Annotated in this window: 16 protein-coding genes; 15 read left to right on the forward strand and 1 reads right to left on the reverse strand. The window is 47.6% G+C overall.

Translation table 11 applies throughout. The annotated features are described in order from the left end of the window. Nucleotides 1-83 precede the first annotated feature (83 nt). The 10 genes from rnmV to MKY24_RS00190 all read left to right on the forward strand — a co-directional run bounded on the left by rnmV (nucleotide 84) and on the right by MKY24_RS00190 (nucleotide 8,525). Nucleotides 84-629, forward strand: coding sequence for a ribonuclease M5 (rnmV, locus tag MKY24_RS00145; RefSeq protein ID WP_013308117.1), 546 nt, complete (start codon nucleotides 84-86; stop codon nucleotides 627-629). Nucleotides 630-636: 7 nt separating this feature from the next. Beyond that, nucleotides 637-1,521 (forward strand): 16S rRNA (adenine(1518)-N(6)/adenine(1519)-N(6))-dimethyltransferase RsmA, encoded by an 885-nt coding sequence (gene rsmA, locus MKY24_RS00150; protein ID WP_023986431.1) that lies wholly within the window; start codon nucleotides 637-639, stop codon nucleotides 1,519-1,521. A gap of 55 nt (nucleotides 1,522-1,576) precedes the next feature. Continuing rightward, nucleotides 1,577-2,473, forward strand: a complete 897-nt coding sequence (gene yabG / locus MKY24_RS00155; protein ID WP_023986432.1) for a sporulation peptidase YabG — start codon at nucleotides 1,577-1,579, stop codon at nucleotides 2,471-2,473. A gap of 201 nt (nucleotides 2,474-2,674) precedes the next feature. Continuing rightward, a complete protein-coding gene (locus tag MKY24_RS00160; protein WP_013308120.1) occupies nucleotides 2,675-2,956 on the forward strand; it encodes a Veg family protein in 282 nt (93 codons plus the stop codon). 162 nt (nucleotides 2,957-3,118) lie between these two features. Continuing rightward, entirely contained in the window at nucleotides 3,119-3,298 is a 180-nt protein-coding gene (locus MKY24_RS00165; protein WP_007428013.1) for a small, acid-soluble spore protein, alpha/beta type, read from the forward strand. Between the two features lie 144 nt (nucleotides 3,299-3,442). After that, a complete protein-coding gene (gene ispE, locus MKY24_RS00170) occupies nucleotides 3,443-4,297 on the forward strand; it encodes a 4-(cytidine 5'-diphospho)-2-C-methyl-D-erythritol kinase (RefSeq protein ID WP_013308121.1) in 855 nt (284 codons plus the stop codon). A 181-nt stretch (nucleotides 4,298-4,478) separates the two neighbouring features. Next, nucleotides 4,479-5,306, forward strand: a complete 828-nt coding sequence (purR, locus tag MKY24_RS00175) for a pur operon repressor (RefSeq protein ID WP_013308122.1) — start codon at nucleotides 4,479-4,481, stop codon at nucleotides 5,304-5,306. 175 nt (nucleotides 5,307-5,481) lie between these two features. Beyond that, a complete protein-coding gene (gene spoVG / locus MKY24_RS00180; RefSeq protein WP_007428016.1) occupies nucleotides 5,482-5,769 on the forward strand; it encodes a septation regulator SpoVG in 288 nt (95 codons plus the stop codon). 345 nt (nucleotides 5,770-6,114) lie between these two features. Continuing rightward, complete coding sequence (glmU, locus tag MKY24_RS00185) at nucleotides 6,115-7,512, forward strand: bifunctional UDP-N-acetylglucosamine diphosphorylase/glucosamine-1-phosphate N-acetyltransferase GlmU (protein ID WP_080658680.1); 1,398 nt, start codon at nucleotides 6,115-6,117, stop codon at nucleotides 7,510-7,512. Nucleotides 7,513-7,571: 59 nt separating this feature from the next. Beyond that, on the forward strand, nucleotides 7,572-8,525 hold the full coding sequence (locus MKY24_RS00190; RefSeq protein ID WP_013308125.1) for a ribose-phosphate diphosphokinase: 954 nt from the start codon (nucleotides 7,572-7,574) through the stop codon (nucleotides 8,523-8,525). Nucleotides 8,526-8,593: 68 nt separating this feature from the next. Here MKY24_RS00190 and MKY24_RS00195 read toward each other — a convergent pair whose 3' ends face one another. Continuing rightward, the gene (locus MKY24_RS00195) at nucleotides 8,594-8,794 is read right to left on the reverse strand and encodes a hypothetical protein (RefSeq protein ID WP_023986434.1); all 201 of its coding nucleotides are present in this window, start codon (nucleotides 8,792-8,794) and stop codon (nucleotides 8,594-8,596) included. A gap of 74 nt (nucleotides 8,795-8,868) precedes the next feature. Here MKY24_RS00195 and pth point away from each other — a divergent pair, with 74 nt between their 5' ends. From pth to spoVT, 5 genes are all read left to right on the forward strand, one after another. Next, on the forward strand, nucleotides 8,869-9,429 hold the full coding sequence (pth, locus tag MKY24_RS00200) for an aminoacyl-tRNA hydrolase (protein WP_023986435.1): 561 nt from the start codon (nucleotides 8,869-8,871) through the stop codon (nucleotides 9,427-9,429). Between the two features lie 86 nt (nucleotides 9,430-9,515). Continuing rightward, nucleotides 9,516-9,746: an anti-sigma-F factor Fin family protein gene (locus MKY24_RS00205; protein WP_013308128.1), complete on the forward strand. Its 231-nt coding sequence runs from the start codon at nucleotides 9,516-9,518 to the stop codon at nucleotides 9,744-9,746. Nucleotides 9,747-9,880: 134 nt separating this feature from the next. Next, nucleotides 9,881-13,408 carry a transcription-repair coupling factor gene (gene mfd, locus MKY24_RS00210; RefSeq protein WP_023986436.1) on the forward strand — a complete coding sequence of 1,176 codons (3,528 nt, stop codon included), beginning with the start codon at nucleotides 9,881-9,883 and terminating at the stop codon, nucleotides 13,406-13,408. After that, entirely contained in the window at nucleotides 13,392-14,510 is a 1,119-nt protein-coding gene (locus MKY24_RS00215) for a peptidylprolyl isomerase (protein WP_023986437.1), read from the forward strand. The genes mfd and MKY24_RS00215 overlap by 17 nt, the downstream gene beginning before the upstream one ends. 167 nt (nucleotides 14,511-14,677) lie before the next feature. Further along, the gene (spoVT, locus tag MKY24_RS00220; protein WP_023986438.1) at nucleotides 14,678-15,220 is read left to right on the forward strand and encodes a stage V sporulation protein T; all 543 of its coding nucleotides are present in this window, start codon (nucleotides 14,678-14,680) and stop codon (nucleotides 15,218-15,220) included. The last annotated feature ends 48 nt before the right edge of the window (nucleotides 15,221-15,268 follow it).

Raw genomic sequence — 15,268 nt, forward strand, 5'->3', positions numbered from 1 at the left:
AGAGGATATCCTCTTCTTATTTTGTTTTCAAAAGCAGGGAAAGATAAATATAGCTTGCTGTGTAGCAGTGGAGGGAAACGCAAATGATCAAGGAAGTGATCGTGGTAGAGGGCCGGGATGATACGGTGGCCATCCGCCGCGCTGTTGAAGCGGATACGATAGAAACTGGCGGCTCAGCCATTAATAAAATGACGCTGCGTAAAATTGCATTGGCGCAGGAGCGGCGGGGGGTCATCATTTTAACCGATCCCGATCATGCAGGGGAGCGCATCCGTAAGATTATCGCTTCCAAGGTACCCGGCTGCAAGCAGGCCTTTATACCCGAGGCAGAAGCGACGCGCAAAGGAGATATTGGCGTGGAGAATGCCTCACCGGAAGCGATCAGACACGCTCTTGCACGGGTCCATACGACAGTGGAAGGCGCCGACCCGCTGATTGAGTGGGCGGACCTGATTGATGCTGGACTCATCACCCACCCCAATGCTGCTGCACGCCGTATGGCCTTAGGGAATGTGCTGGGTATTGGTTATTGTAACGGAAAGCAGCTACATAAACGGCTCTCTGTATTTCAGATCAGCCGCGAGGAATTTGCCGGGGCGCTGGCACAAATTGAAAGTGAAGGATTGTGATATCCGTATGACAGGGATTCAAGATATAGCAACACCGCGGCGTACGAAGGACATTATTCAACGGCACGGTTTTTCGTTCAAAAAGAGTTTGGGACAAAATTTCCTGATTGATCAGAATATTCTCAATAAGATTGTAAATGCTGCCGGATTGGATGAGACGAAGGGCGCACTTGAGATCGGTCCTGGGATTGGTGCTTTGACCGAGAAGCTGGCCCAATCGGCCAAGGCAGTTACCGCTGTCGAGATTGACCAGCGGCTACTGCCAATTCTCGAAGAAGTGTTGGCCCCTTACGAGCATGTGAAGGTACGTCATGGAGATGTGTTGAAGCTGGATTTGCGCGAGGTGTTCGCAACCGATTTTGCAGACGTGAGCAAAGTAAGTGTCGTGGCTAATCTGCCGTACTACGTTACTACACCGATTCTGATGAGGCTGCTGGAGGACAAGCTCCCTTTGGAGAATATCGTCGTTATGATCCAAAAAGAAGTGGCTGAGCGTATGGCTGCGTCTCCTGGAACGAAGGATTACGGCAGCCTGAGCATTGCGGTGCAATATTACAGCGAACCTGAATTAGTCTGTATTGTGCCGAATACAGTATTTATTCCCCAGCCGAATGTGGAGTCTGCAGTCATCCGGTTGCGTGTACGGGAAGCCCCTCCAGTGGAAGTGGTGGATGAGAAGCATTTTTTTGAAGTGGTTCATGCTGCTTTTGCCCAGCGTCGTAAAACCATTTCCAATAACTTAAAAAGCCGTTTCTTCACCAAAGAGAACAGGGACACGCTGGAGCCGTTGTTGCAACAAGCTGGTATTGAACCCTCCCGTCGAGGAGAAACGCTAAGTATTGAGGAATTTGCGCGTCTCAGCGCTGTGCTGTTGGAGGCAGGTATATCCTAAGCTGGAACCAAACTGTGCATTCACCCATACGATATAGGAGGGGTGATACAGTGTGATGAGTTTAGGAGACTTGGTCGTTCGGAAATCGTACGGCGGAGATGTCACGTTTCGTGTTGAGGACATCCAGCGGGATAAAGCGATCATTAAGGGAATAGAATTTCGGCTGCTGGCCGATTCCCCAGTGAACGATCTGGTCAGAGTGCCTGCAGACCAGATTAGCGGTAAGACTCAGCAGGCCCATATTAAGGCTGGTGAGTCTCTTAATCTGTTGCAACGGGCACGCCAGCAGCAAGCTGCTCGTAGTCAGGCAGCTCTGGTTGGGGACTGGAGTGATCCGGTCGAGTCAACGTATTTTGAAATGCCGGGAAAGGTTCTTCATCTGGATGGAGATCCCGGCTATTTGAAAAAATGTCTCAGTTTATATGAACAGCTCCGTGTTCCTGCAGAGGGACATCACGTTCACGAATCGGCAATGGCGGACACGTTGTACCGACTGCTTCCCCGTATCCGTCCGGATATCGTAGTCATTACCGGACATGACGGTGTGCTGAAGCAGCCACAGCCTTACGATTTGTACAGCTTGAAAAGTTATAAAAATTCGCAAAATTTTGTGGCGGCGATTCAGGTAGCAAGACAATATGAACGTCATCTGGATTCGCTGACGATTGTAGCGGGGGCGTGCCAGTCCCATTTTGAGGCGCTGCTACGTGCGGGAGCGAACTTCGCTAGCTCACCAGGGCGTATCCTGATTCACGCGCTGGACCCCGTTTACGTGGCTGCCAAGGCGGCCTTTACTTCGATCCGTGATACGGTCAACATGGGGGACCTGTTTCACCAGACAATCAGTGGCAGCCGCGGAGTGGGTGGAATTGAAACTAGGGGAAGCTATCGCATCGGCCTGCCGAAGCTTGAAAATTTGTCTACGCTTAAAGTAACGCCTTCCGCAATCTAGGATTCAAATGTGCCAATAGGATTAATCTGAACAAAAAGCCTCTGCTTTTAGAGGCTTTTTGTCATTTTTTATATAAATTATTCCTGTTCGCAAAAAATTAAATTGACAACTTATTTTTCGTGTTGTTATAATATTTAGCTTGATTTGACAATCCCTCTAAAATTCGTTATAATGGACAAGGAAAGAGGTGGTCGTTAGGCAATGGCTAAAAATACGCTGTTGGAAATCAAACGCAGTCTCGACGCACATGTAGGGCAAAAAATTTTGCTGCGGGCTAACGGCGGACGCCGTAAGACCGTCGAACGAACTGGTGTCTTGGAAGAAACGTACCCTTCTGTTTTTATCGTCAAGCTGGATCAGGAGCAACAGACGTTTAAACGTGTCTCCTACAGCTATGCTGACATTCTTACCGAGTCGGTGGAAGTCAGCGTATATGATCCCGACTCCCATACAAGTGTAGTCGAATATTTTGAAACACCTTAATTAATTTCGTGATTTATACCAGCTTCGCAGGTTTAACGACGGCTTCGTCATTTCAAATGACGGGGCCGTTTTGTATATACAGAGCAGGATGAAGCATGACATCTCTGCACATACTAAGCCGGGAATGATCTTCCTTATTCCATTGCCGAAGGAGGCGTATGTATGAGCCGAAGAAGACGGAGTGTCATGTCGGAGGAGCTAAAGTACGAGCTGGCCAAAGATCTTGGGTTTTACGACACGGTCAAGGAAGAAGGTTGGGGAGGCATTAAAGCCAAGGATGCGGGCAATATGGTCAAGCGGGCTATCCAACTTGCCGAGCAGGCGGCTTCCCGCAAATCGTAGCTATCGGTGGTGCTGATGAAAAGCGGGGATATCCGGGATTAGACCGGGTCATCTCCGCTTTTTTGAACCTCATGACTTGACACGCTGAGTCTGATATAATATGTTAAGCTGTCTTGAGGGAAAAGTTGAAGGTGGGTGAACGCCTTGAAAATATATGAAAAAGCACCGGCGAAAATCAATTTAATGCTTGATGTTCTACGTAAGCGGGACGATGGTTATCACGAGGTCGAAATGATTATGACCATGGTCGATCTGTCTGACCGATTGACGATGTCCGAGTTACCGCGTGATACCATTATTATTTCAAGTCAAGCCGGGTACATACCATTGGATGAAAAGAACTTGGCTTTTCAGGCTGCGCGTCTGATCAAAGAACGTTATAACGTGTCTACGGGCGTCCACATCCATCTGGATAAGCATATCCCAGTGGCGGCAGGGTTGGCAGGTGGAAGTAGTGATGCTGCCGCAGCGCTGCGTGGACTGAACAAGCTATGGAAGCTTGGCATCTCGGATGCAGAGTTAAGGGTGCTGGGTGCTGAGCTGGGCTCAGATGTACCTTTCTGTATTACAGGGGGTACAGCTTTAGCGAGCGGACGCGGAGAACTGCTCAAGCCACTTCCGAATCCGCCACAATGCTGGGTGATCCTTGCGAAGCCGCCGATTAATGTGTCGACGGCTGAAGTGTATGGTCGTGTCAAAGCAGATCAGATTACGCACCACCCGTCTGCCCGCCAGATGGAGCATGCGATCCGTAACGCTTCTTTTACCGATGTATGCAACGCGCTGGGGAATGTACTGGAGGATGTAACACTAAAGCTGTATCCAGAGGTAGAGCATCTTAAAAGCTCCATGATCCGCTTAGGAGCAGACGGTGTGCTGATGTCAGGTAGTGGACCTACGGTGTTCGGACTGGTATCGAAGGAAGCCAAAGTGCCACGGATTTACAATGGACTAAGAGGGTTTTGTAAAGATGTGTATGCAGTACGACTTTTGACCTGATTTTAGATATTTTTTTCTTATTATAGTGGTAATTGTTGTACAAATACGTACGAAGATGATATATTTACTATTAAATATTCGGATTTTACTATATCACTTACATTCCGCCAGCAACCGGCCAGTCCGCCGGTGCTTTACTGTACAAAGCGGGCGGCAGGAGAATAGATCGCGAGGAATTGTTGTGAAAAAACTTAAAAGAAGCTCACGATTGGTGGAAATGACGCAATTTTTGTTGTCACGGCCGCATACGCTGGTGCCTCTTACTCATTTTGCGGATCGCTACGGGGCAGCTAAGTCGTCCATAAGCGAGGATCTGGCCATCATCAAGGAAGTATTTGAGGATGAGGGCACTGGCGAGCTTCTGACGCTGGCGGGAGCGGCAGGGGGCGTCAAACTGATCCCAAGGCTTTCCAAGCAGCATGCGCTTGCGTTTGCGAACGACCTGTGTGCACAACTGGAGCAGCCTGACCGCATATTACCAGGAGGATACCTGTATTTGTCCGATTTGCTGGGCCAACCTGCGATGATGAACGAAGCTGGTAAAATATTCGCGACCGCTTTTGCCAATCGTCAGATTGATGTGGTTATGACGGTGGAGACCAAGGGTATTCCACTTGCCTATGCAACCGGAGCACAGCTGAATTTGCCAGTCGTTCTCGTACGGCGTGATCATCAGGTGACAGAAGGCTCGGCTGTAAGTATTAATTATGTTTCAGGATCACAAAAGAGCCTGCATACGATGTCTTTATCCAGACGTGCAATGCGTGAGAAATCGCGTGTGCTCATTGTAGATGATTTTATGAAGGCCGGTGGCACGATTCAGGGGATGGTCGACTTGTTGGCTGAGTTCGATGCTGAGGTGGCCGGTGTAGGTGTGCTGGTAGAATCAGGCGAGGTGGAGAACGAAGAGCGCCTGCTGCACGATTATATTTCACTGGCGAATCTGACCGCAGTCGATTCTCGAAGCAAGCAAATTACAGTCAAGCTGGGCAATTATTTTGATGAGTGAACAGGGCAGTAAATTGTCACAATCCATCATAAAATACCTAAATATGTCGAAAAGAAATCTTTTCAAAAAAATTACCTGAATTTAGGATACGAATTGCCGAAAAAAAGAAGGATTTCGAACTGCTGTGTGGAATGTATACACCAAGTCCTATTTGGAAAAAGGTGGTGAAACACACATGCAGATTACGGATGTTAGACTCCGCCGAGTGAACTCAGAAGGAAGAATGAAGGCGATTGCATCCATTACGATTGATAATGAGTTTGTTGTTCATGACATCCGAGTTATCGACGGTAATAACGGGATGTTCGTAGCTATGCCAAGCAAACGAACTCCAGACGGAGAGTTTCGCGATATCGCTCACCCGATATCTTCAGGAACCCGTGAGAAGATCCAAGCTGCTGTATTGACTGAGTACGAACGTGCAGCTGTGGATGAAGAAGTTGCTATTGAAGAAGGCGCTTAATTCGCCTAAAGCAGGATTGGGGTACAAAAGAAAAAGAGAGCCACTAACTGTGGCTCTCTTTTCTTTTTGTCTGGAATGAGATATATTCTTTAGTGAGTTAACAGTCAGTTTTAAGGCAACTTGGAGCCATCCGGGCTGCCGAAGCGGCTTTTTCATAAGACAGGGACTAGGCAGCGATGCGTCCCGGGGATGAATGTCCAGCACAAGCTGGCCTGAAAAAATAGCCATTAACCAAAGGTTCGCCGTTATTTTTCAGGAGGATTGTGAAAAGTTAAGCAAAATCTGATCTGGGAATTAACGTTTTAGCCAAGGGGTAACTGTTATTTTCAGGATAGGAGGTTGGACTTGTTGGAAAGGTTGGCAGTCATTCTTGCCGCAGGGCAGGGAAAACGTATGAAATCCAAATTATATAAAGTTCTGCATCCGGTGTGCGGAAAACCGATGGTCGGGCATGTGCTCGACACGGTTCGTGAAATCGGTGTGTCCCGAAGTGTAGTCGTCGTGGGTCATGGAGCAGAGGCGGTACAGTCTTATTTGGGACCGTCAGCAGAATATGCGCTTCAGGCAGAGCAGTTGGGAACGGGCCATGCTGTCAAGCAAGCCAAGGACTTGCTCGGTCAGGAAAAAGGTACAACCATTGTCATTTGTGGGGATACTCCTTTGATCACAGCGGAAACGCTAGAGGGCTTGGTGCAACTGCACGAGAGCCGTGGGGCGGCTGCGACGATTCTGACCGCTGAGTTGGACGACCCGAAAGGATATGGACGAGTTATCCGTGATGCTTCCGGGGCCGTGCTCAAGATCGTGGAACAGAAAGATTGTTCACCTGAGGAAGATGCTGTCCGGGAGATCAATACGGGAACGTACTGCTTTGACAATGCCAAGCTGTTTGCAGCGCTGGACAAGGTAACGAACACCAATGCACAGCAGGAATATTATCTGACAGATGTCATTGGTATTTTGCATGGTGAAGGTGAGCAGGTTGAGGCGTATTTGACAGATGATGTGTCTGAATCCATCGGTGTTAACGACAGAGTCGCTTTGTCGGTAGCTGAGGGCTATATGCGTGAGCGCATCGTCCGCAAGCATATGCTGAATGGTGTCACTGTCATTGATCCGTCTTCTACCTATATCGGGAGCGAGGTTGTTATTGGTTCCGATACGGTACTGTACCCGAACACATGGCTGCATGGTCAAACACAAATCGGAGAAGATTGTGTGATTGGTCCGCAGGCTGAGATTCAGAATACGATTATCCATTCAGGCGCAACGGTAAAACATTCGGTGTTGAACGAAGCGGAAGTGGGAAGCAGTACCTCTGTGGGGCCGTTTGCTTATCTGCGTCCAGGCGCGAAGCTTGGCGAACATGTGAAAATTGGTGATTTTGTTGAGGTGAAAAATGCGACCATTGGAGATCATTCCAAGGTGTCTCATTTGAGCTATGTCGGTGATGCCAAGGTGGGTACAAACGTAAATATTGGCTGCGGGGCAATAACGGTCAATTATGATGGATATAATAAATCTATTACAGAAATTGAAGACGATGCCTTTATTGGCAGCAACGTGAATCTGATCGCCCCGATTAAGATTGGAAAAGGTGCTTATGTTGTAGCAGGCTCCACTGTAACACATGCTGTCCCTGATAACGATCTGGCCATTGCCAGACCACGTCAAGAGAACAAAGCCGGATATGCGGACAAAATCCGCGCACGTGCCAAAGCGAAGAAGAAAAGATCGGAATGATCTTAATCAGCAAGCTGTTGAATCTGTAATGAATGAACCAGCACGGAGGGTTTCTATTAATGACTTATTGCGATTCCAAACTCAAAATATTTACTTGTAACTCCAATCCGAAGTTAGCCCACCAGATTGCGGACTACATCGGCATCCCAATGGGGGAATCCCATACCACATCGTTTAGTGACGGTGAAATCCAGGTTAAGCTGTCGGAAAGCGTACGCGGCTGCCATGTGTATATTGTGCAGTCAACTTGTCTGCCGGTTAACGACAACTTGATGGAGTTATTGGTTATGATTGATGCACTTAAACGCGCTTCTGCCAAAAGTATCAATGTCGTTATGCCATATTACGGTTACGCTCGTCAGGATCGTAAAGCTCGTTCACGCGATCCGATTACAGCGAAACTTGTCGCTAACTTGATTGAAAAAGCGGGAGCTCACCGCGTGATCAGCATGGATTTGCATGCGATGCAGATTCAGGGATTCTTTGATATTCCAGTGGACCATATGCTGGGAGCGCCAATTCTGGCCCAATATTTCCGTTCCAAGCAAATTGAGAACCCGATTGTCGTTTCACCCGATCATGGCGGGGTTGTTCGTGCGCGTAAGCTGGCGGACTTCCTGAGTGCGCCGCTCGCTATTATTGATAAGCGTCGTCCAGAGCCAAATGTCAGTGAAGTGATGAACATCATCGGGAACATTGAGGGTAAAACGGCTATTTTAATTGATGATATCATTGATACAGCCGGAACGATTGTATTAGGTGCAAATGCGCTTAAAGAAGGCGGCGTAAAAGATGTGTATGCATGTTGTACACATGCTGTGCTTTCTGGTCCTGCTATGGAAAGACTGGAGAATTCGCCATTAAAAGAGGTGGTTGTGACGGATACGATCCCGATCGTTCACCCGAATCCGACAAGCAAGCTGAAGGTATTGTCTGTGGCTCCATTAATGGGAGAAGCTATCATCCGTGTGCATGAAGAATTGTCGATCAGCAAACTGTTTGAAATCGAATAAGCGCTGGCTCATTAAAAAAGGGGTTGCCTTTTCCATATGGAAAAGGTAACCCCTATCAGCATGTCAGGCTAAAAGCCTGGGCGAGATATGAATGTGAAGCGTTGACGATTGTATAGTGTGTCCTCTATTTCGACGAAATGCTCATTAAAACGCGCAACGATGCCAATCTGAATATGTACATTCCCGTCATATATCTGGACAGGAACGGAATGTTTTAAATGATATAGAAAATGGCTGTCATATAAGAGGATATCACCTTGATTGAGCATACCGGCACGCACCTTCCTATTCAATACAACTATTTTACCAAAAAATACAGACTGCGAAAGAGGGTGTCAAGGTTATGAAGTGGATTGTAGGATTGGGCAACCCCGGTCCCCAATACGAGAAAACGAGACATAATGTCGGATTTATGGCATTGGATGCTCTTGCCTCGCGTCATAACATCCAGATTAACCAAAGCAAATGCAAGGCGTTGATTGGAGAAGGCCACATTGGTGGCGTAAAAACCGTACTGATTAAGCCAATGACCTATATGAATCTATCAGGCGAGTCTCTACGTGCTTATATGGACTACTATAAGGCCGATATGGAAGATCTGGTTGTCGTGTACGATGATCTGGATACTGAAGTCGGTAAAATAAGATTGCGTTATCAAGGTAGCGCAGGCGGTCATAACGGCATTAAATCGATCATTCAGCATACCGGCACGCAGTCCTTCAATCGGATACGTATGGGCATTTCCCGCCCGGAACCTGGACATGCTATTGTCGATTATGTTCTGGGTACCTTTCCCAAGAAGGAAAAAGAATTACTGGCCGGAATGATCGAGGACACGTGCAACGCCTTAGAGCATAGCTTGAGTCATCCGTTTGAACGGACGATGGCTGAATTCAACAAGTAAGTTCAGACGCAGGCAGACGGGCTTAAATGGAAGATTGTTGGACATACTGAAAGGTATAGAAAACTTTCAGGAGGCATATACATTACATGATTGTTAATTATGTATGCAGACATTGTCGAACTTTCTTGGGACGAATTGATTCCGCGGCAATAACCGAAGAAAGGTTGGGCTTCCATTCCTTGACCCCTGCCGAACGTAGAGATATAATAGCGTATAATTCGGGTGGTGAAGTGACCGTCAAAGTCATTTGCGAGCATTGCAGTCAGGCATTGGAGAATAATCCTGAGCTGAGTCTGCTCGTTAATCCGCTCCAATAACAGGTATTCAACTGGTAGGATGTACCAGCTTGAGAGGTGAAGCGGCAATTCCGCTTATGGAGCCTTGGCAGCATTGCTGAGGCTTCTTTTTCGGTTTACATGTAACTATTTATAAGCATAAAGGGGTGCCTTTTTTGTTACAAGCACTTATTCAGGCTTTTACGAAGGATGCTGATTATGCATCCATTGCAGCAGGTATATCATCAGGAATGAAGGAACAACTGATATCAGGTTTATCAGGCTCTTCCCGACAGGTACTGATGGCCGCGCTTGCCGAAGATACCGGACGACCGTTAATGGTCATGACGCACAATATGTTTGCCGCTCAAAAAATAGCAGATGACTTACAGGAAGCGCTTTCTCCTGATCAGGTTTTATTGTATCCTGCTAATGAGCTGGTAGCTGCTGAAGCAGCAATATCCAGTCCAGAGACATTGTCCCAACGAATTGATGTATTGATACGCTGCGCCCAGGGTTTTCGTGGGATTGTTGTCGTGCCGTTTTCTGGTGTCCGACGTTTACTGCCGATCCCGGAAACATGGCGTGAGGCTCGTATTGAGCTGAAAGAAGGCGAAACGATTCAGCTGGAAGCGTTTTTGCTACATATGGTCGAGATGGGCTACCAGCGTGTAGAGCGTGTGGAATCACGTGGAGAGATGAGCGTACGCGGAGGAATTATTGATTTTTATCCCATGACAACCCGTTGGGGCTATCGTGTGGAGCTGTTTGACGATGAAATTGATTCGATCCGTAAGTTTGATCCGCAAGATCAGCGTTCGGTGGAAAAGGTTCAGGACGTTACTGTAACACCGTGTAAGGAAGTTATTGCGAATAACCAGCGTATGGACCAGGCGGCGGATGCCGCTGCTATTTTGTTGGAGGAGCAGCTGGGCAAAATGACGGATCGTCAAGCTAAGCAGCATCTGAAAGAAGAGATTCATCGTGAAATTGAGTTGCTGCGAGAGCATGTGTATTTTGACGAAATCTATAAATATATCTCCCTGCTGTATCCTGAACGTAAAACCCTAGCAGACTATATGCCGGAAGATACGATTCTGATTATTGATGAACCGGCACGTATGCTGGAAACAGCCAAGCAACTGGAACGGGATGAGTCGGAATGGAATCTGCATTTGCTTCAAAACGGTAAAACGTTACCGCAGCTAGAACTGTCAGATGACGCGGACAATCTGCTGTACAACCGGAGATTTCAGACGTTGTTTCTGTCGATTTTCCTCCGTCAGGTTCCTCATACCCAGCCACAAAATATTTTGAACTTCATCTGCCGAGGCATGCAGGATTTCCATGGCCAAATGAATGTGCTCAAGGCGGAGATGGATCGTTGGCGCAAAGCGGGCACACAGGTTATGATGCTGGCGAGTGGAGATGAACGTCTAGATCGGATGCGCCGAGTGCTTGAAGATTATGGTATTGATGAGCCTACGATGGCTATCGGCAATCTGCAAAGCGGTTTTGAAATGCCGTCTATTCATCTGGCAGTCATTACCGAGGGTGAAATGTTTTCCCAGAAGCAGCGGAAAGCTCGTAAGCAGGGCCGACATGTGGACAATGCAGAACGGATAAAGAGCTATAGCGAGCTGAAGGTGGGCGACTATGTCGTACACCAAAATCACGGGATCGGGAAGTACATGGGGATCGGCACGCTAGAGGTTGGCGGTATCCATAAGGATTACATGCATGTCCTCTATGCGGGTGGAGATAAGCTGTCTGTGCCGATTGAACAAATTGATCTGATTCAGAAATATGTCGGCTCAGAGGACAAGGAACCCAAGATTTATAAACTGGGTGGCAATGAGTGGACACGGGTTAAAAGTAAGGTGCGCAGCTCGGTTCAGGATATTGCGGATGACTTGATCAAGCTATATGCAGAACGACAGTCGGCACCAGGGTTTGCTTTTGAAAAGGATTCGCCGGAGCAACAAGAGTTTGAGGACATGTTCCCCTATGATGAGACACGTGACCAGATTCGGGCCATTGAAGAGATTAAGAAGGACATGGAGCAGAGTCGCCCGATGGATCGTTTGCTATGCGGTGATGTAGGTTACGGCAAAACTGAAGTTGCTATTCGTGCTGCTTTTAAGTCTGCTATTGAAGGTAAACAAGTAGCGGTGCTGGTACCGACGACAATTTTGGCACAACAACACTATGAGACGTTCCGTGAACGTTTTTCAGGGTATCCGTTCAATATTCAGGTATTGAGCCGTTTCCGCTCGCGCAAAGAGCAGAATGAGACGATTAAAGGGGTCCGGCAAGGCACGGTCGATATTGTCATTGGTACCCATCGTCTGTTGTCGCAGGATCTGGTGTTTAAGGACTTGGGAATGCTGATTGTCGATGAAGAACAGCGATTTGGCGTAACCCACAAGGAAAAGCTGAAGAAGCTGAAAACGAACGTAGATGTGCTGACGTTAACGGCAACACCTATTCCGCGTACGTTGCATATGTCCATGCTGGGTGTACGTGACTTGTCAGTCATTGAGACGCCACCGGAAAACCGTTTTCCAGTGCAAACCTATGTGGTTGAGCACAGCCAGACTCTAGTTCGTGAGGCCATTGAACGCGAGATGGCACGCGGAGGGCAGGTGTACTATCTGTATAATCGCGTGCAGGGCATTCAGGAGATGGCTGCAGAGATCAATGCGCTCGTACCGGAGGCCAAGGTGGGCGTGGGTCACGGACAGATGTCCGAAACCGAACTGGAGAAAACTATTTTGGATTTCCTGGATGGCGAATATGATGTGCTGGTCAGCACCAGCATTATCGAAACCGGCGTGGATATTCCAAATGTGAATACACTCATTGTGCATGATGCCGATAAAATGGGGCTATCTCAGCTTTATCAGCTGCGTGGGCGTGTAGGTCGTTCCAATCGGATTGCCTATGCTTACTTCACGTACCAGCGGGATAAGGTGCTCACGGAAGTGGCAGAGAAGCGCCTTCAGTCGATTAAAGAATTTACGGAGCTGGGCTCCGGGTTCAAGATTGCAATGCGCGATTTGTCCATCCGTGGAGCGGGTAACTTGCTTGGCGCTGAGCAGCATGGATTCATCGCATCCGTCGGTTTTGATCTTTACTCGCAGATGCTAGCTGAGGAAATTAATAAACGTAAAGTCAGCGTACTTGGAGAAGAGGATCAGTCCAATCGGAATTGGAGTACGTCGATTGATTTAGGCGTCGATGCTTACCTGCCGGGAGACTATATTTATGACAGCATCCAGAAGATTGAGATTTATAAAAAGGTTGCAGCGGTCAGCACTTTTGACGAGGCTTCCGAACTGGAGGATGAACTGGTCGACCGATTTGGCGATCTGCCAGAGGCTGTGCGTCATTTGCTAGCCGTGGCTCGCCTCAAGGTATATGGACGCATGTATGGCATCGAGTCCATGGTGCAACGGGATGACAATATAGTGCTGAAATTCCATGAAGGGCGCCAGCAGGCGGTACAGACTGCTAAACTTGCCGAGATTGGCAATCGCTTTGAAAGACGTGTACAATTTGAACAGGGCACTTCTATGAGCGCACGCATAAAGGGCAAAGGTCTAAATGATCCACAGTTGCTAGAACTGCTGGAACAATTTTTGAGTGCATTGAAAGAAGCATTCACATTGAAGGAGGAACTGCAAAATGCCACAACTAAATAAAAGAAAACCTTGGAGAATGCTCTCCTTGGGAATGGCAGCGCTGCTAGCTATATCCGTGCTGGCAGCATGTACGAAGCAAGCGGATGAGAACAAGGTCAAGGATGAACCGAAGGACAACAGCAAGGTTGTCGTGACCTATAAGGGTGGAACCATTACCGAAAATGAGTTCAACCAAGAAATCAGCATGATGAAATTCCTTTACCCGGAATATGAGGCTGCGTTAGCTTCGGATCAGGTACGGGAGCAAATTGTAAAGCAGGAAGTGGTGTACAAGCTTCTGGCGGCCAAAGCGGACGACAAGGCCAAGGAGCAGGGTGCCAAAGAAGGGAACGAACAGCTGGAGCAGTATAAAAAGTCAGTCGGAGAAGATAAGTTCAAGACATTTCTGAGTGATAAAAAACTGACCGAACAAGGTGTGAAAGATTACTTCACGCGTGTAATGACGGTAATCAACAGCGAAACCAACAAAGTAACAGATGATCAGCTAAAACAGGAATTTGAGAAAAATAAAGATCAATTCACAACAGCAACCGTGCGTCATGTATTGATTAACTTCGAAGATCCTAAAACGAAGAAACAGCGCAAAAAAGAGGATACCCTCAAGCTGGCTAAAGAAGTGAAGGCGAAGCTGGACGGAGGAGCGGATTTTGCGACGATTGCCAAGAAGTATTCAGAAGACCCAGGTTCTGCGTCTAACGGAGGCCTGTATGAGAATGCATCCGTAGCGCAATGGGTACCTGCATTTAAAGAGGCCGCTGAGACTCAGCCGATTAACAAAATCGGTGAGCCAGTGGAAACGGAATACGGATATCACGTGATCAAAGTGGAGTCCCGCAATGAGCCAACGTTTGATAAATTGAAAGACAACGAAAAGGCTGCCCTGAAAAATAAATTGGCCGGGGAAAGTATCCAAAACTTTACCGAAAATGATTTGACGAAGCTTGATTTGAAAATCAATCTGCCGAAGGTACCAGCTACGCAAGAGAAAAGCGGTGCAACTTCCGGTGCTGGTAGCACAACTACACCGGGCGCAGCAACAAACGGTACGGGCGATACCAATGCAGGAACAGCCAAAGATGGAGCTACAAACGAAGGTAAATAACTGAACATGCATAAGGAATTGGGAACAGATGAATACTATGGTCAGATATCACCATAAACACCATGACCGTGACGTTCTTCGTGACCGCTTCTGGGGGAGTGGAAGCGTCTTTCGATACCGTCAGTAGTTTACTAAATTCTTCTTGAGAAAGTGGGGCAACATGTGAAATGAAAGCTACTGGTATAGTTCGCCGTATTGATGACCTTGGGCGGGTAGTTATTCCAAAGGAAATTCGCCGCACCTTGAGAATTCGTGAAGGAGATCCGCTTGAGATTTTTGTGGATCGTGACGGAGAAGTCATTTTGAAAAAGTATTCACCTATTGGTGAACTTGGTGATTTCGCCAAAGAATATGCTGAGTCCCTGTTTGAAAGCACGGGCCATATTACAATGATTACCGATCGGGACACCATTATTACGGTGGCTGGAGGCTCTAAAAAAGAGTTTCTGGACAAGCCAATCGGTAGCATTATCGAAGGTAGTATGGATAATCGCAAAACTGTGCTGGAGACAGCCAGCGGCTCCTATGAGCTAACGCGAGACCACGAAGAAACACTCTCGTCCTTTGTGGCGGCTCCCATTGTTTCCGGTGGTGATCCCATTGGTTCCGTTGTATTGTTGAACAAGGACGAAAATGTAAAAATGTCCGAAATGGAGATCAAAATGGCTGAAACAGCCGCTGGCTTCCTGGGCAAACAAATGGAACAGTAACATCCCGTTTCACCCCTGTATGACGTACAGAATGGCGAAAGCCGTCCT

This window comes from Paenibacillus sp. FSL P2-0322 (assembly GCF_037975315.1).
Taxonomy (GTDB): Bacteria; Bacillota; Bacilli; order Paenibacillales; family Paenibacillaceae; genus Paenibacillus; species Paenibacillus polymyxa_B.